This is a genomic window from Rhodococcoides trifolii (assembly GCF_014635345.1).
In the GTDB taxonomy this organism is placed as follows: Bacteria; Actinomycetota; Actinomycetes; order Mycobacteriales; family Mycobacteriaceae; genus Rhodococcoides; species Rhodococcoides trifolii.
The window spans coordinates 1,407,148-1,430,226 of the sequence record NZ_BMCU01000001.1 but is presented as its reverse complement, the minus strand read 5'-3'; the positions used below and the strand labels follow the sequence as shown (position 1 = coordinate 1,430,226).

General features: G+C 64.9%; 23 protein-coding genes. 8 read left to right on the top strand and 15 right to left on the bottom strand.

Features of this window, described 5'->3' with window-relative positions; genetic code table 11:
• Positions 1-193: 193 nt before the first annotated feature.
• Positions 194-1,432 (top strand): N(5)-(carboxyethyl)ornithine synthase, encoded by a 1,239-nt coding sequence (locus IEW02_RS06680; protein WP_229745811.1) that lies wholly within the window; start codon positions 194-196, stop codon positions 1,430-1,432.
• Here the strand turns inward: IEW02_RS06680 and IEW02_RS06675 are convergent.
• Complete coding sequence (locus IEW02_RS06675; RefSeq protein WP_188543840.1) at positions 1,362-2,840, bottom strand: cryptochrome/photolyase family protein; 1,479 nt, start codon at positions 2,838-2,840, stop codon at positions 1,362-1,364. The genes IEW02_RS06680 and IEW02_RS06675 overlap by 71 nt on opposite strands.
• Before the next feature lie 177 nt (positions 2,841-3,017).
• On the opposite strand from IEW02_RS06675, the gene pdhA reads away from it, so the two are divergent.
• Complete coding sequence (pdhA, locus tag IEW02_RS06670; protein ID WP_188543839.1) at positions 3,018-4,094, top strand: pyruvate dehydrogenase (acetyl-transferring) E1 component subunit alpha; 1,077 nt, start codon at positions 3,018-3,020, stop codon at positions 4,092-4,094.
• Positions 4,091-5,059: an alpha-ketoacid dehydrogenase subunit beta gene (locus tag IEW02_RS06665; protein WP_188543838.1), complete on the top strand. Its 969-nt coding sequence runs from the start codon at positions 4,091-4,093 to the stop codon at positions 5,057-5,059. The genes pdhA and IEW02_RS06665 overlap by 4 nt, the downstream gene beginning before the upstream one ends.
• Here IEW02_RS06665 and IEW02_RS06660 read toward each other — a convergent pair.
• The gene (locus IEW02_RS06660; RefSeq protein WP_188543837.1) at positions 5,056-5,451 is read right to left on the bottom strand and encodes an OsmC family protein; all 396 of its coding nucleotides are present in this window, start codon (positions 5,449-5,451) and stop codon (positions 5,056-5,058) included. The genes IEW02_RS06665 and IEW02_RS06660 overlap by 4 nt on opposite strands.
• Before the next feature lie 103 nt (positions 5,452-5,554).
• Here IEW02_RS06660 and IEW02_RS06655 point away from each other — a divergent pair, with 103 nt between their 5' ends.
• A complete protein-coding gene (locus tag IEW02_RS06655) occupies positions 5,555-6,220 on the top strand; it encodes a hypothetical protein (protein WP_188543836.1) in 666 nt (221 codons plus the stop codon).
• Here the strand turns inward: IEW02_RS06655 and IEW02_RS06650 are convergent.
• Genes IEW02_RS06650 through IEW02_RS06640 form a run of 3 tightly spaced genes read right to left on the bottom strand, consistent with a single transcriptional unit; the run spans position 6,217 to position 9,082 of the window.
• A complete protein-coding gene (locus tag IEW02_RS06650; RefSeq protein WP_188543835.1) occupies positions 6,217-7,635 on the bottom strand; it encodes an NAD(P)(+) transhydrogenase (Re/Si-specific) subunit beta in 1,419 nt (472 codons plus the stop codon). The genes IEW02_RS06655 and IEW02_RS06650 overlap by 4 nt on opposite strands.
• Complete coding sequence (locus tag IEW02_RS06645) at positions 7,635-7,964, bottom strand: NAD(P) transhydrogenase subunit alpha part 2 (RefSeq protein ID WP_188543834.1); 330 nt, start codon at positions 7,962-7,964, stop codon at positions 7,635-7,637. The genes IEW02_RS06650 and IEW02_RS06645 overlap by 1 nt, the downstream gene beginning before the upstream one ends.
• Entirely contained in the window at positions 7,964-9,082 is a 1,119-nt protein-coding gene (locus IEW02_RS06640) for a Re/Si-specific NAD(P)(+) transhydrogenase subunit alpha (RefSeq protein ID WP_188543833.1), read from the bottom strand. Before IEW02_RS06640 ends, IEW02_RS06645 begins: the two co-directional genes overlap by 1 nt.
• 283 nt (positions 9,083-9,365) lie before the next feature.
• Between IEW02_RS06640 and IEW02_RS06635 the strand changes: the two genes are divergently transcribed.
• Positions 9,366-9,788 carry an HIT family protein gene (locus IEW02_RS06635; protein ID WP_188543832.1) on the top strand — a complete coding sequence of 141 codons (423 nt, stop codon included), beginning with the start codon at positions 9,366-9,368 and terminating at the stop codon, positions 9,786-9,788.
• Between the two features lie 198 nt (positions 9,789-9,986).
• Complete coding sequence (locus IEW02_RS06630) at positions 9,987-10,373, top strand: DUF7715 family protein (RefSeq protein WP_229745810.1); 387 nt, start codon at positions 9,987-9,989, stop codon at positions 10,371-10,373.
• Here the strand turns inward: IEW02_RS06630 and IEW02_RS06625 are convergent.
• Entirely contained in the window at positions 10,370-12,046 is a 1,677-nt protein-coding gene (locus tag IEW02_RS06625) for a dihydroxyacetone kinase family protein (protein ID WP_188543831.1), read from the bottom strand. The genes IEW02_RS06630 and IEW02_RS06625 overlap by 4 nt on opposite strands.
• A gap of 27 nt (positions 12,047-12,073) precedes the next feature.
• Between IEW02_RS06625 and IEW02_RS06620 the strand changes: the two genes are divergently transcribed.
• A complete protein-coding gene (locus tag IEW02_RS06620) occupies positions 12,074-12,715 on the top strand; it encodes a Type 1 glutamine amidotransferase-like domain-containing protein (RefSeq protein ID WP_188543830.1) in 642 nt (213 codons plus the stop codon).
• On the opposite strand, the gene IEW02_RS06615 is transcribed toward IEW02_RS06620, so the two are convergent.
• A complete protein-coding gene (locus tag IEW02_RS06615; RefSeq protein WP_188543829.1) occupies positions 12,712-13,038 on the bottom strand; it encodes a hypothetical protein in 327 nt (108 codons plus the stop codon). The two genes, IEW02_RS06620 and IEW02_RS06615, sit on opposite strands and share 4 nt — an antisense overlap.
• A 156-nt stretch (positions 13,039-13,194) precedes the next feature.
• On the opposite strand from IEW02_RS06615, the gene IEW02_RS06610 reads away from it, so the two are divergent.
• Complete coding sequence (locus tag IEW02_RS06610; RefSeq protein WP_229745809.1) at positions 13,195-14,568, top strand: FAD-binding oxidoreductase; 1,374 nt, start codon at positions 13,195-13,197, stop codon at positions 14,566-14,568.
• 62 nt (positions 14,569-14,630) lie between these two features.
• On the opposite strand, the gene IEW02_RS06605 is transcribed toward IEW02_RS06610, so the two are convergent.
• From IEW02_RS06605 to IEW02_RS06570, 8 genes are all read right to left on the bottom strand, one after another.
• On the bottom strand, positions 14,631-15,938 hold the full coding sequence (locus IEW02_RS06605) for an aspartate aminotransferase family protein (protein WP_188543828.1): 1,308 nt from the start codon (positions 15,936-15,938) through the stop codon (positions 14,631-14,633).
• Complete coding sequence (locus IEW02_RS06600) at positions 15,935-17,086, bottom strand: ABC transporter substrate-binding protein (RefSeq protein WP_229745808.1); 1,152 nt, start codon at positions 17,084-17,086, stop codon at positions 15,935-15,937. Before IEW02_RS06600 ends, IEW02_RS06605 begins: the two co-directional genes overlap by 4 nt.
• A 12-nt stretch (positions 17,087-17,098) precedes the next feature.
• A complete protein-coding gene (locus IEW02_RS06595; RefSeq protein WP_188543827.1) occupies positions 17,099-17,860 on the bottom strand; it encodes an ABC transporter permease in 762 nt (253 codons plus the stop codon).
• The gene (locus tag IEW02_RS06590; protein ID WP_188543826.1) at positions 17,857-18,648 is read right to left on the bottom strand and encodes an ABC transporter ATP-binding protein; all 792 of its coding nucleotides are present in this window, start codon (positions 18,646-18,648) and stop codon (positions 17,857-17,859) included. Before IEW02_RS06590 ends, IEW02_RS06595 begins: the two co-directional genes overlap by 4 nt.
• A complete protein-coding gene (locus tag IEW02_RS06585; protein ID WP_229745807.1) occupies positions 18,645-19,496 on the bottom strand; it encodes an ABC transporter permease in 852 nt (283 codons plus the stop codon). Before IEW02_RS06585 ends, IEW02_RS06590 begins: the two co-directional genes overlap by 4 nt.
• Positions 19,497-19,635: 139 nt before the next feature.
• Positions 19,636-20,664, bottom strand: coding sequence for a TIGR03842 family LLM class F420-dependent oxidoreductase (locus IEW02_RS06580; RefSeq protein ID WP_188543824.1), 1,029 nt, complete (start codon positions 20,662-20,664; stop codon positions 19,636-19,638).
• Positions 20,665-20,667: 3 nt separating this feature from the next.
• On the bottom strand, positions 20,668-22,089 hold the full coding sequence (hydA, locus tag IEW02_RS06575; RefSeq protein WP_188543823.1) for a dihydropyrimidinase: 1,422 nt from the start codon (positions 22,087-22,089) through the stop codon (positions 20,668-20,670).
• Positions 22,086-22,922 carry a nitrilase-related carbon-nitrogen hydrolase gene (locus IEW02_RS06570; RefSeq protein WP_188543822.1) on the bottom strand — a complete coding sequence of 279 codons (837 nt, stop codon included), beginning with the start codon at positions 22,920-22,922 and terminating at the stop codon, positions 22,086-22,088. Before IEW02_RS06570 ends, hydA begins: the two co-directional genes overlap by 4 nt.
• Between the last annotated feature and the right edge of the window lie 157 nt (positions 22,923-23,079).

Genomic DNA, 23,079 nt, shown 5'->3' with positions numbered 1-23,079 from the left:
AGGCGTAGGGTCGCGATTATCGGAGCCGTCCAGGCTCCACACCTAAGGGGCTCAGACTCGTGTCCGACAAATCACCCCGAAACAGCATGAGCAAGAAGGCCGGTAAGTCTCTCAAGGAGAAGCGGGCCGACAAGAAGATGAAGGCCGGCGGCGCCGTTGCCGAAGACGCAGCAACGACCATCAACAAGAAGCGGTGACACCCGGTCTCACCCTCGGGGTGTTGGCCCATTCCCGCAAGACGGACGAACGCCGGCTGCCGCTGCACCCGGCACATCTGCGTCGTATCGACCCCTCGATCGTCGGGAACGTGTTTCTCGAGCGGGGCTACGGCGAACGGTTCGGTATCTCCGACGCCGACCTCGAGCCACTGGTGTGCGGAATCCGTTCGCGCGCAGAGCTGATAGAGCAGTGCGACGTCGTGCTGTTGCCGAAGCCGCTCGCGAGCGATCTGGCCGAGATGCGTGACGGTCAGGTGGTCTGGGGGTGGCCGCACTGCGTCCAGGATGCCGAGATCACTCAGCTCGCGATCGACAAGCGGCTGACCCTCATCGCCTTCGAGGTGATGAATCACTGGAAGTCCGACGGTAGCTTCGGGTTGCACGTCTTCCATAAGAATAACGAGCTGGCCGGGTACTGCTCGGTACTCCAGGGTCTCGAAATCATCGGCTCGACCGGGGATTACGGCCGTCGGCTCACCGCCGTCGTCATCGGGTTCGGGGCCACCGCGCGCGGCGCGGTCACGGCGCTCAACGCCCATGGGATCGACGACGTCCGCGTACTGACTCACCGCGGTGTCGCGGCCGTCGGTTCGCCGATTCACGGCGCGCAGATCGTCAGCTTCCTTCCTGATTCGGACGACCCGTCGAAGAGCCAAGCGCTCACCGACGACGGGCCGGTAGCCCTGGCGCCCTATCTCGCCGAAAGCGACATCGTCGTCAATTGTGTTCTGCAGGATACGGATTCACCGCTGACATTTCTGACCGAAGACGACCTGGAGGCCTTCGCTCCCGGCAGCCTCATCGTCGACGTGTCGTGCGACGAGGGCATGGGCTTCAGTTGGGCTCGCCCCACGTCTTTCACCGACCCGTCGTTCGTGGTCGGCAACAACATCGTCTACTACGCCGTCGATCACACACCGTCGTTCCTGTGGAACTCGGCGACGTGGGAGATCAGCGAGGCGATTCTGCCCCATCTGTCGACGGTCCTGCAGGGGCCGGAGGCGTGGTCGGCAAACATGACCATCGACCGCGCCATCGAGATCCGGCGCGGTGTGATCACGAACCCGAGCATCCTGCGGTTCCAGAATCGCGTTCCGGACTATCCGCATCGCGTGCGGGCAGGCCGGAGGCCGGTCGGATCGGTCAGAAGCTCTCCCGATGTCGCTCCTGCTCGAGAACTGCATCCAGGTCTTTCAGCCGGTTCATCGAACTGACGGCTCGAGAGGTACGGGGGTTGCCGCCCAACCGCTCTCGATGACGATGCGTGAACGCCCAGTATCCCGCGGTGAACGGGCACGCGTCGTCTCCGAGTCGTTTCTTGGGGTCGAATGCGCACCCCTTGCAGTGGTTCGTCATCTTGTCGATGTAGGCGCCGCCGGAACTGTAGGGCTTACTGGCGATCACGCCGCCATCCGCGTGTTGACTCATTCCCACGACGTTCACCGGCATGACCCAGGTGAATCCGTCGACGAAGTTGGCGGTGTACCAGTCGGTCAACTCACGCGGGTCGTAACCCTGTTGCAGCGCATGGTTTCCCAAGATCATCAGCCGCGGAATGTGGTGCACCCACCCGCGGTCTCGGACGCCCCGCAGAGCGTCCGACAGGCAGGCCGCGGTGACGGCGTCCGCGTCGAGATCGGCGAACCACGACGGCAGCGGCGTGTGCGCGCCCATCTCGTTGCGGTTCGCGTAGTCCTCGCCGAGGTGCCAGTAGAGGTGCCACACGTACTCGCGCCATCCGATGATCTGGCGTACGAAACCCTCCACGCTGGCCAGGGGCGCATTGCCGTCTCGGTACGCCTGCTCGGCCGCGTGCACGGCGTCGAGCGGATGCAACAGGCCCATGTTCAACGGGACCGACAGCAACGAATGCGACATGGTCCAGTCGTCGGCCATCACGGCGTCCTCGTACGGACCGAAGGTGTCGAGACGATCGGCGACGAACGTGGTCAGCGCCTGCTGCGCTTCGTCGGCAGTGACGGCGAACAACCTCGGACCGTCCTCCCCCAGCCACTCGATGTCCATGGCGTCGAGATCGGTGCGAACCGTGTCGTCGATCTCGTCCTCGGTCGGCCACCACGGCGCGGGAACGTCCAGTGTGCGTTGCCCTTTGGGAGGCTTCTCGCGATTCTCCACATCGAGATTCCACGCGCCTGCGGTCGGTAGCTCACCCTCCATGAGGATGTCGAAGCGCCGACGCTGGTCGCGGTAGAAGTTCTCCATGATGAACTTCTTCTTGTTGCCCGCCCAGTCCGCGAAGTCCGCTCGGGACAGGGCGAACGTGGGAATCGGCAGGATCTTCTCCACGAGCCCGTCGTCCTGCATCCGTCGGACCAATGCTTCCGCGGCGCGAGACGTCGGCTCGTGAACGATCACCGGGCGTCCGAGCGACTCGATGGCCTCCCGATACGTCTCGGCCTTGATGTAGGTTGCCCGATCTCCGAGCTCTGCGGCGAGGTGTCGCATGCCGGACAACAACAAGTGCACCTTCTGTCGGTGCGCCGGGCGGCGGCGGAGGGCGCCTGCGGATTCGACCATGACCACCTCGCGGTCCACGTGTTCGGGTGTGGAGTGCACGTGCGGACCGAGTTGGTCGGCGAAGATCCAGAGTGGGGCGGCCATGCCCGGAGTATGCCCGGCCTTCGGCGCGACCAATCGAAGTGCGCAAGACGCTCACAAATGACCAAACCAAAACCCCGAGAACATGCCTTCTGCGCACTGCGTCGATCATCACTTGCGCATCTCGCTCAGGCGAGGATGCTGTGAATCAGGACACAATCCTATGACCGGAGGCAAACCATGCGAGACCACATCGCTCATCCCGTGCAATTGGTTCAGCCCGACGGTCGACGCGTGCACAACCCCGAGTACGCCGCGCTGGTCGCCGACGTCGGCCCGGACGACATCCGTTCGCTGTACGAAGATCTCGTCGTCAGCCGGCGGATCGATTCCGAGGCCACCGCGTTGCAGCGGCAGGGAGAGCTCGGCCTCTGGGCGCCCATGCTCGGACAGGAGGCTGCGCAGGTGGGTTCGGCCAAGGCCCTCGCGCCGACGGACTTCGCCTTCACCAGCTACCGCGAACACGCTGTCGCCTACTGCCGTGGCGTCCCGCCGGAAGACCTCACACGGTTGTGGCGCGGTGTCGCGCACGCCGGATGGGATCCGAAGACGTACGGCATCACCAACCCGGCCATCATCGTCGGCGCACAGGGCCTGCACGCCACCGGATACGCGATGGCTGCTCATCTGCAGGGTGACGAGCTCGCCACCATTGCCTACTTCGGCGACGGTGCGACGAGCCAGGGTGACATCTCCGAAGCTCTGTCCTTCTCCGTGGCCTTCGGCGCCGGCGTCGTCTTCTTCTGCCAGAACAACCACTGGGCCATCAGCGAGCCGGTGACCGTGCAGAGTCCCCTCCCCTTGGCTTCTCGCGCAGCAGGATTCGGAATGCCCGCTCTCCGCGTCGACGGTAACGACGTACTTGCCGTCCTCGCCGTCACCCGCATGGCGGCGAAGCGTGCACGCGAGGGCGGCGGACCCACGTTCGTCGAAGCCATGACGTATCGCATGGGTCCGCACACCACCTCCGACGACCCGACCCGCTACCGCGACAGCGCCGAGCGCGACGCGTGGAAGGTACGCGACCCGCTCGCCCGCGTCGAGGAGCTCCTACGTCGAGAAAGTTTGTGGGACAGCGCGTTCGAGGAACAAGTACGCGAGAAGGCCGACGACGTGGCCGCACGGTTACGGGCCGCCACCATCACGGCACCCGACCCGACGGCAGCGTCCCTGTTCGATCACGTCTACGCCGAGCCGCATTCGCTGGTCGACACTCAAAGACAGCAGTTCAGCGCATACACGGAGGCCCTGTCATGAACACCACGTTGGGAAAGGCGATCAACGCCGGCCTGCGGGCAGCACTGGACAACGACCCCAAGGTGCTGCTGATGGGACTCGACATCGGCAAACTCGGCGGAGTGTTCCGGGTGACCGACGAACTGCAGAAGGACTTCGGAAACACCCGCGTCCTCGACATGCCGCTCGCGGAATCCGGCATCATCGGAACGGCGTTCGGCATGGCCCTGCGCGGGATGCGTCCGGTGTGCGAGATCCAGTTCGACGGATTCGTGTATCCCGCCTTCGATCAGATCGTCTCGCAGGTGGCCAAGATCAGGTATCGCACCGACGGTCTCGTCGCGGCTCCGTTGACCATCCGCATCCCGTTCGGAGGCGGAATCGGTGCAGTGGAACATCATTCGGAGTCCCCCGAGGCGTACTTCGCCCACACGGCGGGTCTGCGCGTCGTCGCCCCGAGCACTCCCACCGACGCGTACTGGATGATTCAGCAATCCATCGCGTCGAACGACCCGGTGGTCTTCTTCGAACCCAAGAGCAGGTACTGGGACAAGGGCGATATCGACATGTCCGACTCGTTGCCGCTCGACGCCGCGCGTGTCGTGCGTTCGGGTACCGACGTCACGATCGTCGCCTACGGGTCGCGCGTTCGAACTGCTCTGCAGGCCGCCGAGATCGCGGCAACCGAAGGCCGAAGCGTGGAGGTCATCGACCTACGGTCACTCTCGCCCATCGACTACGCCACGATCGACGCGTCGGTCCGTAAGACCGGCGGTCTGGTGACCGTGCAGGAGGCGTCGACCTTCGTCGGGATCGGCGCTGAGATCGCGGCTCACGTATCCCACGAGTGCTTCCTCAGTCTGGAAGCTCCGGTCGAGCGAGTAGGCGGATTCCACACGCCCTACCCTCCTGCGCGGCTGGAGAAGCACTACCTACCCGACGCCGACCGCATCCTCGCTGCGGTCGATACCGTCCTGGCGCGTTAGCCGGCCAGTGCCACGTCGACGCCGTCGACGCTCTTCAGGAACGGGCAGATCGACGTTGCCTGGGCCAGCACATCGCTGGGGTTCGACGCGCTGGGAATGCTCACGCGCAGCTGGAACCGGCTCTCGTAGCCGGGCCCGTCCGAGTCGGTCAGAGTGACGGTCGAATCGACCGTGACGTCGTCGACACTCTCTCCCGTGGTCCCGAGCGCGATGCGTAAGGACTCGATGAGGCAGCTGCCGAGCGCTGCGGCCATAAGTTGTTCGGGATTGGTTGCCTCACCGGGACCGCCCAACTCTGTCGGCTCGTGCACGGACAGGTCCAATGCGTTGTCACTGGACGTCACGGAGCCGACTCGTGCGGTCACCGATGCGCTGTACAAGTCTGTTGTCATACGAGGCGGATGTCCGGTCCCCGACGCGCGCAAACCCGACTGCCAGGCATGTGTCGGAACCGTCTAAGGGTTTTGCCAGAGTTGTGAGAGAGAATCAGCGCCTGTGAGCACTACGACGACCGAGCGAATTCGACTTCAGTACCGGGGAACCCGGCGACGGCTGTGGACGGCGGCTGCGGTCGCCGCAGTCCTGCTGATCGCGCTGTATGCCGTGCTCCCGGCCGTCGGAATCGACTACCCGCACGGGCGCACGTTCCTCGCCCCGCTGTACCGACCCGCGGCGGCCGTTCTCGGATCTCTCGAGGTGACGTCCGTCCTGCTCGCGGTGACGGTGCTGACCGTGATCGCTGTGGTGCGCAAGCTGCATTACGGGATCGCGGCGGTGCTACTCACAACCTTGGGTGCGAACTTGATGGGTGCCGCCATGCGCGCCTGGATCGGTGATGCGGTGCTGCCGTCCGCCGTGGCGAACGGACCTGTCATCGCGGCGGCGTCCGTGGTGGCAGCAGCATCCACGGTCTGCGCGTGGCGGTGGCGACCGGCGGTAGCGGGTCTCGGCAGCGTCGTGATCCTCGCCGTGGCAGGCGCGGCGGTGATCACGGCCGCAGCCAGCGTCGTGTCCGTGGTGGGTGCGTTGCTCGTGGTCGGGTTCTGGTGGTCGCTGGCGTCGGTGGTGATGACGCACTCGCCCATCGCGGCCGAGCGTGAACGGCAGAATCCGCTCAGCACGGCCGCGATGGCGCTGGGTGCAACCCGCGACCGGGACTAGAGAGCCTTGAGCTCTTCGGTCACTTCGCTCACAGACTTCTTCGCGTCGCCGAACAGCATCGACGTTCCCGTGGCGAAGAACAGAGGGTTGTCGATTCCGGCGAAGCCCGAGTTCATCGATCGCTTGAGCACGATCACCGACTTCGACTGATCGACGTTGAGGATCGGCATCCCGTGGATCGGCGAGCTCGGGTCGTTGCGCGCCGCCGGGTTGGTGACGTCGTTGGCTCCGATGACGAGAGTGACATCGGTGCGAGCGAACTCGTCGTTGATGTCGTCCATTTCCTTCATCGCGTCGTAGCTCACGTCGGCCTCGGCGAGGAGCACGTTCATGTGCCCCGGCATGCGGCCGGCGACCGGGTGAATGGCGTACTTGACCTCGACGCCCTTGGCCTCGAGCAGCTTGGCCATGTCCTTCACCGCGTGCTGGGCCTGCGCAACTGCGAGTCCGTAGCCCGGAACGACGATCACCTGGTTGGCGTACGCCATCTGGATCGCGGCGTCCGCAGCCGACGTAGCCGTGACGGTCCGCTCGCCGCCGTCACCCGCTGCGGCGGCGACACCGCCACCACCGAACCCGCCCGCCACGATCGCCGGAATGGACCGGTTCATCGCCTTGGCCATCAGGTTGGTCAGGATGGTGCCGGACGCGCCGACGATCATGCCGGCCACGATCATTGCGGTGTTGTCGAGAGCCAGACCTGCTGCCGCAGCGGACAATCCGGTCAGAGCGTTGAGCAGTGAGATGACCACGGGCATGTCCGCACCGCCGATCGGCAGCACGACGGTCAGACCGAGAATGCCGGCCGCCACCAGGACCACGAGGATCCACAGTTGCGAGACGCCGCCGTCGGAGGCGCCGATGCCGATGATCACGGCGGCCGCCACGGCCGCGATGAGCAGAATCGCGTTGAGCGGTTGCTGAAGCTTGCCGACGGTGATCGGACGACCCGGCAGCGTCTCCTGCAGCTTGAGGAACGCGATCAGCGACCCCCAGAACGAGATCGAGCCGATGATCGCTGCGAAGAGCGAGCCGATGATGACGGGCGACGTCGGCCCGGGCTCACCGTGGAAGTCGGAGAAGCCGCTGGTCTCGAGGAACTCGGACCACGCGATGAGGGCGACCGTGCCGCCGCCGACACCGTTGAACAGCGCGACGAGCTGCGGCATCGCCGTCATCTTGGTACGCCTGGCCGGGGGCACACCCAGGACCACACCGACGACGAGACCTAGGACGATGATGATCCAGTTGGACGTGTCACGGATGTGAATGAGCGTCGCGATCACGGCGATGGCCATACCGACGGCGGCGATCTTGTTGCCGCGGACCGCGGTCTTGGGGCCGGTGAGGCCCATCAGGCCGTAGATGAACATGCCGAACGCGACGATGTACATCACGGAAACGAGGTTGTTCATCAGGCATCGCCCTTCGGATCGGCGGAGACCTTCTCGGGGGCCTTGCCCTTGAACATGCCCAGCATGCGGTCGGTCACGACGAAGCCGCCGATCACGTTGACCGTGCCGAACACGACGGCGATGAACAAGATGATCTGGATCAGGATGCTGGGGTTCTCGACGGTGCCCAGCACCACCAGCGCGCCGAGCACGACGATGCCGTGGATGGCGTTGGTGCCGGACATCAACGGCGTGTGCAGGGTGTTGGGCACTTTGGAGATCACGGCGAATCCGACGAAGCCGGACAGCACCAGAATGCCGATGTTGGCGAGCAGGCCTGTGTAATCCATCAGGCGCCTTCCTTACTGGGTGTCTCGACGACACGTGTCACGCAGGACTGCGCAATGACCTCGTCGGAGAAGTCCGGCGCGAACGCGCCGTCCTTCAACATGAGCTCGAGCAACGCAGAGATGTTCTTCGAATACAGCTCGCTCGCGTGCTCCGGCATGGTGGCCGGCAGGTTCAGCGGCGAACAGATGGTCACGTCGTGCTTGACAACAGTCTTGCCCGGCTCGGTCAGCTCGCAGTTTCCGCCGGTCTCACCGGCGAGGTCGACGACGACGCTGCCCGGCTTCATCCCTTCGACGGCCGCGGCCGTCACCAAGCGAGGTGCCGGGCGCCCGGGGACGAGTGCGGTGGTGATGACGACATCGAAGCCCTTGATCGCGTCTTCGAGCGCTTTCTGCTGCTGCGCGCGTTCGTCGTCGGTGAGCTCGCGTGCGTACCCACCCTCACCGGCAGCATCGATACCGAGATCGAGCCACTGCGCACCGACGGACCGAACCTGATCGGCGACCTCGGGACGCACGTCGTATCCGGTCGGTCGGGATCCGAGTCTCTTGGCCGTGGCGAGCGCCTGCAGACCCGCGACGCCCACGCCGAGAACGAGCACCAGCGCGGGCTTGACCGTGCCGGCCGCGGTGGTGAGCATCGGGAAGAAGCGGGTCGACTCCGACGCAGCGAGCAGAACGGACTTGTACCCAGCGACGTTGGCCTGCGACGACAGCGCGTCCATGACCTGAGCGCGCGAAATACGCGGAATGGCTTCGACGGCAAACGCCTGCACGCCGGCGGCCTTCAGTGCGGCGATCTTGTTGTCCGCGTTGCGAGGAGCAAGGAATCCGATCAAGGTCGAGCCGGACTTCAGCTTCGCGATCTCGTCGTCGCTGGGCGGCGCGACCTTGACGACGACGTCGGCGGACCATGGGTCACCGATGGTCGCGCCTGCGGCCGTGTACAGGTCGTCGGGAATGAGCGCCCCGAGGCCGGCGCCCGATTCGACGACGACCCGGACCCCTTTCCCCGTCAGGGACGACACGATCTTGGGGACCAGTGCGACGCGGCGTTCACCGTCGCCTGATTCGCGAACGACCCCCACCAGGGGGCCGACGCTCTGCGGCGTATCCAAATGCTTTGTCTTTCTCTGATGGTGCGGTTACCGGCGACGTGGTCTCGGAGTGCTGATCGAGCGCTCGACGAAGGTCGCTGGTTGACGATGACGACGTATGGGCAAGGTAACCCACGACACAGACAGATGGGACGCGGGTACTCGATGGTGAGCGAACTCATACCGAAACGGCCCTCCGCGCTGTGGCACGGCACACGTCGATCAAGACGACGAACCCTGCGTCACAGGACGGTCAAGACGGCACGATCTCGACTTCGAGGCGGCTCCCTTAGGCTCCGGTGTCGTGACCGCTTGCATCTTCTGCGACATCGTCGACGGTTCCGCACCCGCGTCGCGCGTGTACGAGAACGACACCGTCGTGGCGTTCCTCGACATCCGTCCCCTCGCCCGTGGCCACACGCTGGTGGTGCCTCGAACTCACGCGTCGGGCATCGCGGATCTGGACCCGGTGTCGGCCGACGCTGTGTTCACGGCGGGGCGGAAGATCGCCGCAGCCATGCGGCAGTCCTCCATCGCGGCCGATGGGGTCAACCTGCTCGTCAACGACGGGCGCGCGGCCATGCAGACCGTGTTCCACCACCACATGCACGTGGTGCCCCGGTGGAGCGGCGACAAGCTGAAGTTCGCTGCGCAGTTGTTGACGCGCCGTCCGCACGAGTTGGAAGCAACGGCCGCGGTGTTGCGCGAGGCGTTGGCGCAGGACTGAGGGTGTGTCGTGCCGACGAGTGCACACGGGTTTCCTCGACCTCACACGGCTTCCAGCCGGCTGATAGGGGTGTGCGGTTCATGCAACCCGTGTGCACTCGCTCAGATGCGACATGTTGGCAGCGCGGACTGTCGTAATTGTGTCGGTGCCCGGTGCTACTACTTCCACTTCAACTGCACGACCAAACTTGGGGGGATCATGAGGGTTCTGGTAGCGACAGGGTGGACACAGGGTGCACGCGAAACCGACTTCGACTGGTGCGTGGAGGGCGAGCTGGTGTGGGTTGGTTTCCCCGTATGCGAGCGAGATGCGAACAATCCGTTCGGCGGATGCGGCTGTGGCCGTTCGTTTTCCGGCGCGAACTCGCGCAAGGCGACCACGACGGCACGAGTCTCCGATCTGGACATGACACGAGACGACTACGTCGAAGCATTGCGGGCAAGCCTCGACGCCGGTGGATACAACCCACTCGCCGCATCAGACCTGGCCGACCACATGCTCGAACTTGCATCCGACTTTCCCGAGCATTCGGTCCTGGAACGCCTGCTCGATTACGTCATCTGCCGAGCCGAGGTGACCGTCTAGGACTCGCCGAACGCCTCGGCCGCCTCCTCGAACAGCCACGCGACCACCAGCGCCCCGGGATCCACGACGCCGCGAGCAGCATCGCCGACGTAGCTCGCCCGTCCGCGACGGCCCAGCAAGTCGGACGTGGAGTCGGCGCCGGAACGCGCAGCACCCGCGGCCGATCGCAGCGCCTCGGCAAGCGGTTGTGCACGAGCCGATTCGAGCGCACTGACGGCCGGAGCGATGGCGTCGACCATCGTCTTGTCACCGACGGCAGCGCCGCCGAGATCGACGATCGCCGCCATGCCGTCGCGCGCGGCGTCGGCGAGGGCATCGGTGGTGACTCCGGACGAGCCGAGAGCGACGTCGAATTGGTGGAACCACACGCCGAACAACGCTCCCGACGTCCCGCCCGCGCTGCCGAGATAACCGTCGGCGATGCGCCGGAACACGGCCGACGGTGAGTCGTCCGCTCCGATCGTCACGCCGTCCAGAGCAGCCCGCATGTTGGTACCGAAGTCGCCGTCGCCGGCCGACCGGTCGAGGTCGGTCAATTCGTCGACGCTGCCGAGGACCTTCTCGACGAATCGCGTTGCCCACGACGTCACCGAAGGGTTGGCATCGGTCTCGTCCGTGTAGTTCAGTGCGGCAACGTCATCGGCGACGTCCTGCAGCCCTGAGAACTCTTTGCTGGGCGCGTGCGGCCATCCCGGCGCCGATGTCGGGGCGTCCCACAGTTCCAGCATGTCGTCGGTGGAGCTGATCAGCGTGATCGATGCGCCGGCCATGTCGAAGGCGGTCACGAAGGTCCCGACGAGAACCCTGCGTACCCGTATCCCCCTGCCCTTCAAGTAGTCCGCGGCGTTGCCGAACAGGACGTTCAATTCGAGCGGGTGGGTCGCGCCGAGCCCGTTGACGATCACGATCACCTCACCTCCATCGGCGAGACTCAACGACTTCAGGATCGGATCCATCAGCGCGGCAGCAAGTTCCTTCGCCGGCAACGCGGCCACACGGTCGGTGCCCCGCTCACCGTGAATGCCGACACCCAGTTCGATCTCACCGTCGGGCAGATCGAACGACGGACGGTCGGCGCCGGGAACCGTACACGCTCGGAACGCGACGGCCATACTGCGAGCATTGTCGGCGACTCGTCGGCCCAGGGCTGCGACGTCGGACAGCGAATCTCCACGCTCAGCCGCTGCGCCACAAATCTTTTCGACGGCAATGGTAGCGGCAGTTCCGCGTCGACCCGGCCCGTCCTCGGACTCGGTCGCGACATCGTCGGCCACGATCACGGTCTCGACGTCGATACCGTCGTCGGCCGCGAAATCGGCGGCGATCGAGAAATTGACCACGTCGCCCGTGTAGTTCTTGACGATGTGGAGTACACCCCCACCGGCGTGCACCGCCGCGGTGGCCGCCCGAATCTGCAGGGCGTTCGGTGAAGTGAAGACAAGGCCCGGCACCGCGCCGGCCAACAAGCCGGCTCCGACGAATCCGGCGTGCAACGGCTCGTGTCCCGACCCACCGCCGGAGAGCAGCGCCACGCGCCCTGTCGCCAGTGGTTCGCGCCGCGTGAAGTACCCGGGGTTCGGCACCCACGTGAGATCGGCAGCGATGGATGCCGCGGCGCGAGCAGCGTCGGCGACCAGGGTTCGAGGAGAATCGATGATCTTCTGCGTCGTCATGCCCCCACAGTAGGTAGCGTTTCCGGCGTGCGATTGTTTTTGGCGTCCTACCGGTTCGGCGGCCACCGAGACCGTTTTCTCGAGATGGTGGGCCGGCCTGGCCGCATCGCGGTGATCGCCAACGCGTGCGACTCGTGGCCGGCTGCGGCCAGGGCGTCGAGTGTCACCAGCGAACTGGGCCCGTTGCGCTCGGCCGGGTTCGACCCCGTCGAGCTCGACTTGCGCGAATTCGTCGGCAGGACCGCCGAACTCGCGACGACACTGGCCTCGTTCCCTGCCGTCTGGGTTCGCGGGGGGAACACCTTCGTGTTGCGAGCGCAGCTCGCACGCAGCGGTGGGGACACCGTGCTGCGTCGAATGCTTGTCGACGATTCTCTGGTCTACGGCGGCTACAGCGCCGGCGCCTGCATTCTGGGCCCCACGCTGACGGGCATCGAGTCGGCCGACCCGCCGGACGAGGTGAAACCGACGACAGGGGCGGAACCGCAATGGGACGGGCTGGGTCTGATCTCGAGAGCTGTTGTCCCACACTGGCAATCGGAATTGCTGGACACCGACGACGCGGGGGCCCGGATGGTCGGGGCCCTCCGGGCGTCGAGCGCGGATTTCGTCACGCTCACCGACGAGCAGGTACTGATCGTGGACGGCGTCAGCGAACAGGTGTACTAGCCGCTGTAGGCGACGGGCACGACCAGCGGCGACAACCTGTCCAGCGCGGACCACGTGGTGCGGCATCGCCGCACCGTCATCTCGTCCGCGTCTCGGAGCAGGAGGTCCAGCAGGTCCTTCGGCTGTTCGGACCAGTGCAACCCGAACTCTTGCGCCTCCGACGGCGAAAACAACCCCGACGAGGTGAGCGCCTCGACCCAGGTGCCCACATCGCCGCGATGAATGGCTTCGATGGTGTCGTAGTGAACCCGCGTGTTGGCGAACTCGTACGAGAACAACGCTGCCACGCAGTCGGACTTCTGCGATTTGTTGGATCGTGCCATGGGTGCCTCCTAGCGACCGTCCTTGGGACGCTAGCCCTGCGACCTGCATTTCCGAGTCGCTATACCGATACGATCTGATAACAGAGTGACTGATGTGACGTATGTGAAAGCCGCAATTGTGTGGCTCAGGTCATACGCGCGAGTAACGTCGTAGGCGTGACCATCAGCATCAGCGCACTCGATTCACTCGTCGACACGCTCGTCTCGTCCGACGTCGTCACCGATCCGGACATCATGGCGGGGTACCGCCAGGACTGGGCTCGCGATCCCGACGCCGGTACGCCGCTCGCCGTCGTGCGAGCGCGCAGCACCGAGGATATTCAAGCGGTGATGCGTTGGGCTACAGAACATTCGGTTCCCGTTGTGCCGCGCGGTGCCGGGTCGGGCCTGTCCGGCGGCGCCACCGCGGTCGACGGAGGACTCGTCCTGTCGACGGAGCTGATGCGCGAGATCACCGTCGATCCCGTGACCCGCACTGCCGTCGTTCAGCCCGGACTACTCAATGTCGAAGTCAAAGCGGCCGCCGCGGAGCACGGCCTCTGGTACCCGCCGGACCCGTCGTCGTTCGAGATGTGCTCGATCGGCGGCAACGCGGCAACCAACGCGGGCGGTCTGTGCTGCGTGAAGTACGGCGTGACGACGGACTACATCCTCGGCCTGCAAGTCGTCCTGGCCGACGGAACCGCCATGCACCTCGGCGGAGCGCGCCTCAAGGACTCGGCGGGGCTGTCCCTCACCAAACTGTTCGTCGGAAGCGAGGGCGTGCTGGGCATCATCACCGAGATCACGCTGCGGCTGATCCCTGCGCAACCACCGGCGAGCACCGTCGTCGCCTCGTTCGCGTCTCTCCGCGGCGCCACCGACGCGATTCTTGCCATCACCCGCACCATGCGCCCGGCGATGCTGGAATTCATGGACAAGGCGTCGATCCATGCCGTCGAGGACGCGATGAAGATGGGCCTCGACCGGAACGCCGAAGCCATGTTGATCGCTCGTTCCGACTCCCCCGGAGCCCACCGCACAGAGGAGATCGAGATCATCGCGGCGGCGTGTCGAGACAGCGGAGCAGACGACGTCTTCGTCACCGACGACCCGGACGAAGGAGAGGCGTTCGCCGCCGCCCGACGCTTCGCCATCCCCGCGGTCGAGCGGACGGGCAGCCTGCTCCTCGAAGATGTCGGAGTCCCGTTGCCCACGTTGGCCGATCTGGTCGAGGGCATCGCCGAGATCTCGAAGGCGCAAGACGTGGTGGTCGCGGTGATCGCGCACGCCGGCGACGGCAACACGCATCCGCTGATCGTGTTCGATCCCGAGGACCCGGACATGGAACGACGCGCGCATCAGGCTTTCGGCGACATCATGACGCTGGCAATCTCGCTGGGCGGCACCATCACCGGCGAACACGGCGTGGGCCGACTCAAGAAGGCATGGCTGCCCGATCAGGTCGGTCCGGACGTGATGGACCTGACCCGCCGGATCAAGCACGCGCTCGATCCGGCGGGGATCCTGAACCCGGGTGCCGTTCTGTAGGCAGCTTCGCTACCCGGGTGTGAAAAAGAGTGCCAGGGGACTCTTTTTCACACCCGAGTGCGTCAGCGCATCAAGGAGTCGGCGACGTCGAGGACCTCGTCGAGGATCTCGAGACCCTGCCTGATCTCGTCCTCGCTCGTGGTGAGCGGAGGCGCGATCTGCAGCCGGTTGCCGGCGACGAAGGGCCACAGGCCGCGACTCTTCGCCGCCTTGGTCACCTCCGCCATGGCCGCGTTGTCCGCACCGGTCGCAGCGAACGGGGTCAGCGGCTCGCGCGTCTGCGGATCCTTGACCAGTTCGACGGCCCAGAAGAATCCCTTGCCGCGGACTTCACCGACGCTGGGATGCGACTCTCCCAGCTTCGAAAGACCGGCTCCCAGAACGTCTTCGCCGACGGATCGCACGTGCTTCAGAATGCCGTCTCGCTCGAAGACGTTGATCGAGGCGACACCGGCCGCGCATCCCAGTACGTGACCCGAGTAGGTCAAGCCCCCGGGGTACGGCGTGTGATCGAACTGCTGCGCAATCTTTTCCGAGATGACCACGCCGCCGAGCGGAACGTATCCGGAGTTGACGCCCTTGGCGAACGTGATCAGGTCGGGCTCGACGTCCCACGCCTGGCATGCGAACCACTCACCGATGCGGCCGAATCCGACCATGACCTCGTCCGCGATGTAGACGATGCCGTACCTCGTGCACAACTCCCGCACACCGGCGAGATACCCCGGCGGAGGAATCAGAACACCGTTGGTGCCGATCACGGATTCCAGGATCAACCCGGCGATGTTCTGCGCGCCTTCGAGCTGGATCACCATCTCGAGATGCTTCAGCGCGGCGGCCGTCTCTTCCTCGGGAGACGTTGTCTCCCAGGGTGACCGGTACGGGTACGGGCCGAAGAAACGGACGACGTCGACGTTCGTGGGTTCGGTCCCCCACCGTCTCGGTTCACCCGTCAGCCCGATCGCCACACCCGTGCCGCCGTGGTACGAGCGGTACGCCGCAAGCATCTTGGTGCGGCCGGTGTGTTGACGCGCCAACCTGACCGCGTGCTCGACGGCTTCGGCGCCACCGGTCGTGAAGAACACCCGATTCAGATCACCCGGTGCTCGTTCGGCGATCATCGTCGCGAGTTCGCTCCGCTTGTCGTTGGCGACGGTCGGGGAGATCGTCGTCAGGATCTGCGCCTGTTCGACGATGGCCGCGATGATGTCCGGGTGCTGGTGCCCGATGTTGACGTTCACCAACTGCGAGGAGAAGTCGAGATAGCGCTTCCCCGTGTCGTCCCAGAACCACGAGCCCAAGGCTCCTGCAACGGTAATGGGGTTCAGTTCGGCCTGGGCCGACCAGGAGTAGAAAACGTGTTCGCTCACTTGCCACCTTCCTCCAGCGTGACTTCCTGCGGCGTGTACGACTCACCGGTCACGTCGACTCCGTCAGTCTTCAGCATGTCGAGGGCTTGCGTGACGTATTCGTTGGTGTAGGCCTCGGCGTCGGGATCCTGTGTCAGAACCGTCGAACCTTCCGCGTTGCGTGCACTCTTGGCGATCTCGACGGTCTGGTTCCACTTGCTTTCGTCGATCATGCCGATACCCTCCGGCGAAGGCCAGATCAGCTTGTTGACTTCGTTGACCTGCCACAGCTGGTGACTCGCCCCGAGGGTCGATCCGGCCGCGACGGTGATGTCACGGCATTTCTCGACGTTGTCCCGGCAGAATGCCCACCCCTTCAGCGACGCGGCGATGAATTTGACTGTCTGGTCCTTGTACGCCTGATCGTTCAGCTTCTCGGTGTTGGCCCAGATGGCGTCCTGCAGCATGGAGACGCCGTCGGAGTTCCAGTCGATGGTGGTGAAGTCGTCCGGTGTGTACAGCTGGCCGGTCGCCGGGTTCGTCGTCTCGAGCAGCTGCGCGTATTCGTTGTACGAGGTCGCCTGTGCCGCTGCGATATCGCCCGACAGCAGCCCGTTCATGTCGAACTGCTGCTGCACGAGCGTGACGTCCGACGCCGGGTTCAGCCCGGCCTTCGTCATGCCGGCGAACAGCTCGAACTCGTTCCCGTATCCCCAGTTTCCGACGGTCTTGCCGCGGAAGTCGGCCGGTGAGTTGATGTTCGCGTTCTTGAACGACACCTGCCGCGATCCCGACTTCTGGAACACCTGTGCGACGTCGGTGATGCCTGCACCGGCTTCGCGTGACGCGAGCGCCTTCGGCACCCACGCGATGGCGTAGTCGGCCTGTCCCTGAGCCAGGACCGTCTGCGGCACGATGTCGGTGCCACCGTCGACGATTTGGACGTCCAGACCCTGGTCACGATAGAAGCCCTGGTCGACGGCGGCCAGATAGCCCGCGAACTGACCCTGCTTGAACCACTGCAGTTGCAGCTTGACCGGTGTCAGTCCGTCGGCACTCGCGGACGACGTCGTCGACCCGGATTCGGTTGTGCTGCAGGCGGTCAGAGTAGTGGCAATCAGGGCGACACTGGCCGCAGCCATGCCCAAACGCTTCCAACGAGTTGTCATCGAATCTCCTGATCAGTGTGCGGACAGTAGGGAAGGTCGAGGCCTCTTCGACGCCTGCTCGACGAGCAGGACGACGACGAAGAACAGCAGGCCGACGATCATGGCCCCGACAACGTAGGACCACGCTCTCGGATAAGCGGTATTGGATGCGGCGGAGGTGATGCGGGAGCCGAGGCCGTTCTGCAGTCCCCCGAAGTACTCGGCGATGATGGCAGCGATCACCGCACCGGGCGCTGCCACACGCAACCCTGTGAACAGGAACGGAAGTGCAGCCGGAATGCGGACCGCGCGCGTGGTTGCCCAGTTGCTCGCAGCGTAGGACGTCATGAGATCGAGGTGGACCTGCGGTGACTGCCGCAAACCCTTGGATGCGCTGACGAACACCGGGAAGAACACCACGACGGTGACCACCAAGCGGCGGGGAAGGTCGGTCGTGGAGGAGTACATCGAGTTGAACAGCGGAGCGAGCGCCACGATCGGAATGGCCGCTGCCGCAGCGGCGACGGGTGAGAGCAACTCGTCGACGATGCGGGTGCGGGTCGCGAGGATGGCGGCGAGCACCCCGAGGACGGCACCGGCGAGAAGCCCGATCAACGCGTTCTTACCGGTGGCCGTCGATGCTTGCACGATCCCGCTGATGTTGTTGCCGAACTGCTGCGCGATGGCGCTCGGGGCCGGTAGCAGGAACGACGGGATCCCGGCCACGGCGGTCAGCACCTGCCACAGCACGAGCACGACGACACCGAACACGATCGGCGGGGCAATCGTTCTCATCGAACGTCGACTCCACTGACGCCGGCGCTCGTGCGACCGTGCAACGCCTCGCGCACTGCTGTGATCGAGGCGAAGAACGAAGAGCTTTCTCGTACGTCACCCTCGGCGCCGCGCACGCCGGTGATCGGCACGACCGTCGTGATCCGGCCGGGGCGAGGCGACATCACGACCACCCGATCGGAGAGGAACACCGCTTCGGGGATCGAGTGCGTCACGAACACCACAGCGGCGCCGGTCTCACCCGCAATTCGGAGCAGCTCGGATTGCATTCGCTCGCGGGTCATTTCGTCGAGCGCGCCGAACGGTTCGTCCATCAGCAGCAGCGACGGCGTCCGCGCCAGCGCACGAGCGATGGCCACGCGCTGCTGCATTCCGCCCGACAGTTCGGTCGGGTAGCGCGTCGCGAAATCCGTCAAGCCGACCATCTCGAGCAGCTCGGCACTGCGTGCGCGTCGCTCCTTCGTCGGCATCTTGTGCAGCTCCAGCGGCAGCTCGACATTGGCGCGAACCGTGCGCCAGTCCAGAAGTCCGGCCTGCTGGAACGCGATGCCGTAGTCCTGATCCAGACGGGCCTGTCGGGGCGTCTTGCCCAGTACGGCAACCGTTCCCGTCGACGCCTGGTCGAGGTCCGCGATGATGCGCAGCAGCGTGGACTTACCGCACCCGGACGGTCCGATCAGTGAGACGAATTCCCCTGCCCCCACGGTCAAGGAGACGTCTTCGAGCGCTGTGACCCCTGCGCGCTGGAACACCTTCCCGACACCGGATATTTCGATGGCATTCGTCATTGTTGTCCTGTCGTACGGCGGCCGGCGTACCGGCCGAGGAGACGTTCGAGAAGTCCGACGAGTGCGGTGACCACCACTCCGAGCAGCGCCGCCGCAAGCACCGCGGCGTAGAGGCGGGACGAGTCTCCGGTGGCCTGCTGAGAGAAAACGATGATCTGACGCCCGATACCTCCCGCTGTGCCGGTGGATATTTCGGCCACGATGGCGCCGATCACCGACGATGCCGCGGCGAGTCGGAGCGCCGGGACGAGGTGCGGAACCGAGGCCGGGAGCCGCACCTTCAGAAGCGTCGGCCACCACCCTGCCGAGTAGCAATGCATGAGCTCGACCGATGCCGTGGACGGTGCCCGCAACCCGCGCAGCATTCCGATGGCCACCGGGAAGAACGCGAGGTACGACGCGATGACGGCGATGCTCATCCACGGCTGCCACGGCTGACCACCGATCGCGATCTTGCCACCCCATCCGACGATCAACGGCGCCAACGCGATCAGCGGAACCGTCTGCGACAGAACGACGTACGGCAGGACTGCCCGCTCGACCAAGCCGAACCGTTGCATCACCACCGCCAACAGCAGTCCCACGACGCCACCGAGCACGAAGCCGAGGATCGCCAACCCGAAGCTGAACAGTCCGGTCGACAGCAATGCTGCACCCACGCTTCGAGATCCGGCCACACTGACCTCGGGCTGACCCAGAACGGAGATCACCGACCAGACATGCGGGAGGGCACCGTCATCGGTTCGCGGGAGCACGCGGGTGCTGCCGATCGACACACCGTTGGCAGGGACCAGAACCTTGACCAGTTCCCACACGACCAGGATCAACGCGATGGCAATGACGGCCATGATCGGGCGCCTGTACCGATCGGTCGTCGGGGCCGGCGCACTCGGCTCCACCACAGATGCCGCATCCAAGACCGTTGTCATCCGACCGGCCTCCGGCCTTCCCGCAGTGTCCCGACCGGCCTCCGGCCTTCCCGCAGTGTCACTGCGTAGCCGTCACTGGCGTGATCAGCTCGGGCAAAACGGATTCGCCGTACGCGTCGAGTGTGGCGGTCTTGTTGTCATGTTGCAGGTAGACAGCAAACTGGTCGACGCCCAGCTTCTCGAGTTCCTTCAATCGTTGCACGTGCTCGGCAGGAGATCCGAGCAGGCAGAAGCGGTCGATGATCTCGTCGGGAACGAAATCCGCGTGAGTGTTGCCGGCGCGCCCGTGCTGGTTGTAGTCGTACCCTTCGCGGCCGGCGATGTAATCGGTCAACGCCTTCGGAACCTGAGCGTCTGCACCGTATTTGGTGACGATGTCAGCGACGTGGTTGCCCACCATCCCGCCGAACCACCGACACTGGTCGCGGGCGTGGTCGAGCGCCTCCGCCGACCCGTCGGTGATGTACGCCGGTGCCGCGACGCAGATGGTGATCTCGTCCGGGTCGCGGCCCGCCGCCTCCGCCCCGGCGCGCACCGTCGCGATGGTCCACGCGGTGATGTCGGGATCGGCCAGTTGCAGGATGAAGCCATCGGCCACCTGACCGGTCAGTTCCAGCGCGCGGGGACCGTATCCCGCTACCCACACCTCGAGCTCGGACTTCGCGGCCCACGGGAAACGAACGGTGGTCTCCCCGATCTGCGCGCTGCGTCCGTTGCCGAGCTCACGAATGATTTCGATCGAATCCTTCAGCCGCGCAATGGTGGTGGGCTTTCCGCCGAGCGTGCGGACCGCCGAGTCGCCGCGGCCGATGCCGCACACCGTGCGATTGCCGTACATCTCGTTGAGGGTCGCGAACGTCGACGCGGTGACGGTGACGTCTCGCGTCGACGGGTTGGTCACCATGGGGCCGACGACGACCTTGCGCGTCGACGCCAGGATTTGACTGTAAATGACGTACGGCTCCTGCCACAGCAGGTGCGAGTCGAAGGTCCACACGTGCGAAAAACCATGCGTCTCCGCAATTCTCGCGAGCTCCACGACGCGCGAACTGGGTGGGGTGCATTGCAGCACCACTCCGATGTCCATCGATCAGATCAGATTCTGCGAGAGTTCGCGCTTGACGAACGACCCGTGCCCGGCCCGGCCCACGTACTGCTCCTTGTCGACGACGATGCTGCCACGCGAGAGAACGGTGTCGACGTGGCCGTCGATCTCGAACCCTTCGTACGCGGAGTAGTCCATGTTCATGTGGTGGGTCTTGTTGACACCGATGCTGGTGTGTCCGTTCGGGTCGTAGATCACGATGTCCGCGTCGGCGCCCGGCGCGACGATGCCCTTGCGCGGGTACATTCCGAACATCCGTGCGGGCGTCGTGCAGCACACCTCGACCCACTTCTCCAACGAGATCAGGCCGTTCTTGACGCCTTGAAACATCAAATCCATTCTGTGCTCGACGGATCCGATGCCGTTGGGAATCTTGGAGAAGTCACCGATCCCCATCTCCTTCTGATCCTTCATGCAGAACGGGCAGTGGTCGGTGCTGACGGTCGTGACGTCCCCGGTGCGCAGGTAGCGCCACAGTTCGTCCTGATGACCTTCCTCGCGAGAGCGCAAGGGAGTCGAGCACACCCATTTGGCGCCCTCGAATCCCGGTGCGCCGAGCTGCTCTTCGAGCGAGAGGTACAGGTACTGCGGACAGGTTTCGGCAAAGACGTTCTGGCCGCGTCCCCGTGCCTGCGCGATCTGCTCGAGTGCTTGCTTCGCCGACACGTGCACCACGTACAACGGCGCACCGGTCACGTTCGCCAGCATGATTGCCCGGTGCGTCGCCTCCTCCTCCATCTGCCACGGCCGCGAGGTGCCGTGGAAGTAGGGAGCAGTGTCACCGCGGGCGACCGACTGCGCGACCAGAACGTCGATGGCGATGCCGTTCTCGGCGTGCATCATCAGCAACGCACCGGTTTCGGCAGCAGATTGCATGGCGCGCAGGATCTTGCCGTCGTCGGAGTAGAACACACCCGGATAGGCCATGAACAGCTTGAAACTGGTGACGCCCTCGGATACCAACTCGCTCATGGCTTTCAGCGAATCGTCGGTGACGTCTCCGATGATCTGGTGGAAGCCGTAGTCGATCGCGCACTGGCCAGCGGCCTTCTCGTGCCACTGCGCCAGCGTGTCCTGAACTCGTTGGCCGGGTGTCTGAATGGCGAAGTCGACGATCGTGGTGGTACCGCCCCATGCCGCGGCGCGGGTACCGGTTTCGAAGGTGTCGGATGCGAAGGTGCCGCCGAAGGGCATCTCCATGTGGGTGTGACCGTCGACCCCTCCGGGGATCACGTACTTGCCCGTCGCGTCGATCACCACGTCGGACGTGGCAGCGAGGTCGACGCCGAGAGTGGTCGAACCCGGTTGCAGCACAGCGACAATGGTCTCGTCGTCGATCAGGACGTCGAGCGGCTGCGATCCGGTGGGCGAGACCACGGTACCGCCGTGGACGAACGTCGTGGTCACGGCGCGACCAACGGTCCGTAGGCGTCCGGTCTGCGGTCTCGGTAGAAGGCCCAGCGATCACGAACGGTCTTGATCAGTGACAGATCGAGGTCACGGACGACCAGTTCGGGTGCCGTGTCGGACGCGACGTCGCCGACGAACTTTCCCTCGGGATCGACGAAATAGCTGGTGCCATAGAAGTCGTCGTCGCCGAATTCCTCGATGCCGACGCGGTTGATGGCACCGATGTAGTACTCGTTCGCAACCGCCGACGCCGGCTGCTCGAGCTTCCAGAGGTAGTTCGACAGACCGCGCGAGGTGGCGGACGGATTGAAGACGATTTCCGCGCCGGCGAGGCCCAGAGCGCGCCACCCTTCCGGGAAATGCCGGTCGTAACAGATGTAGACACCCACCTTGCCGACCGCGGTGTCGAACACGGGCCAGCCCAGGTTGCCGGGACGGAAGTAGAACTTCTCCCAGAAGCCGTTGACGTGGGGAATGTGGTGCTTGCGGTACTTGCCGAGATACGTACCGTCTGCGTCGATCACGGCGGCGGTGTTGTACAGGACGCCGGGCTGCTCCTGCTCGTACACGGGCAACACCATCACCATGCCGAGTTCCTTGGCCAACGCCTGGAACCTCTCGACCGTCGGACCGGGAACGGATTCGGCGTAGTCGTAGAACTTCGCGTCCTGTTGCTGGCAGAAGTAGGGGCCGTAGAACAGTTCCTGGAAGCAGATCACCTTGGCACCCTGCTCGGCGGCTTGCCGGGCGTAGTCCTCGTGGGCCTTGATCATCGATTCCTTGTCACCGGTCCAGTTCGTCTGAACCAGCGCGGCACGCACGATCGTCATGTCAGCAATCACCTTCCGTGGACAGGTAAGTCCTTCGTCTGTGTGATCCTGCACCCTGAACGCAATGGTTTGTGTAACAACTGGGTGGTAACAGTTTCCGATCGGTAAATTCATTGTCCGGGCGATCGTTTTGCCGAGGTCGTCTGCTGACAATGTG

What these genes read in the sequence shown, in the direction of transcription:
- IEW02_RS06590 (WP_188543826.1), bottom strand. Translation starts at nt 18,648, where the DNA reads ATGACGAATGCCATCGAAATATCCGGTGTCGGGAAGGTGTTCCAGCGC.
- IEW02_RS06645 (WP_188543834.1), bottom strand. Translation starts at nt 7,964, where the DNA reads ATGGATTACACAGGCCTGCTCGCCAACATCGGCATTCTGGTGCTGTCC.
- pdhA (WP_188543839.1), top strand. Translation starts at nt 3,018, where the DNA reads ATGCGAGACCACATCGCTCATCCCGTGCAATTGGTTCAGCCCGACGGT.
- IEW02_RS06625 (WP_188543831.1), bottom strand. Translation starts at nt 12,046, where the DNA reads ATGACGACGCAGAAGATCATCGATTCTCCTCGAACCCTGGTCGCCGAC.
- IEW02_RS06615 (WP_188543829.1), bottom strand. Translation starts at nt 13,038, where the DNA reads ATGGCACGATCCAACAAATCGCAGAAGTCCGACTGCGTGGCAGCGTTG.
- IEW02_RS06585 (WP_229745807.1), bottom strand. Translation starts at nt 19,496, where the DNA reads ATGGCCGTCATTGCCATCGCGTTGATCCTGGTCGTGTGGGAACTGGTC.
- IEW02_RS06650 (WP_188543835.1), bottom strand. Translation starts at nt 7,635, where the DNA reads ATGAACAACCTCGTTTCCGTGATGTACATCGTCGCGTTCGGCATGTTC.
- IEW02_RS06595 (WP_188543827.1), bottom strand. Translation starts at nt 17,860, where the DNA reads ATGAGAACGATTGCCCCGCCGATCGTGTTCGGTGTCGTCGTGCTCGTG.
- IEW02_RS06660 (WP_188543837.1), bottom strand. Translation starts at nt 5,451, where the DNA reads ATGACAACAGACTTGTACAGCGCATCGGTGACCGCACGAGTCGGCTCC.
- IEW02_RS06580 (WP_188543824.1), bottom strand. Translation starts at nt 20,664, where the DNA reads ATGGACATCGGAGTGGTGCTGCAATGCACCCCACCCAGTTCGCGCGTC.
- IEW02_RS06675 (WP_188543840.1), bottom strand. Translation starts at nt 2,840, where the DNA reads ATGGCCGCCCCACTCTGGATCTTCGCCGACCAACTCGGTCCGCACGTG.
- IEW02_RS06600 (WP_229745808.1), bottom strand. Translation starts at nt 17,086, where the DNA reads ATGACAACTCGTTGGAAGCGTTTGGGCATGGCTGCGGCCAGTGTCGCC.
- IEW02_RS06665 (WP_188543838.1), top strand. Translation starts at nt 4,091, where the DNA reads ATGAACACCACGTTGGGAAAGGCGATCAACGCCGGCCTGCGGGCAGCA.
- IEW02_RS06630 (WP_229745810.1), top strand. Translation starts at nt 9,987, where the DNA reads ATGAGGGTTCTGGTAGCGACAGGGTGGACACAGGGTGCACGCGAAACC.
- IEW02_RS06570 (WP_188543822.1), bottom strand. Translation starts at nt 22,922, where the DNA reads ATGACGATCGTGCGTGCCGCGCTGGTTCAGACGAACTGGACCGGTGAC.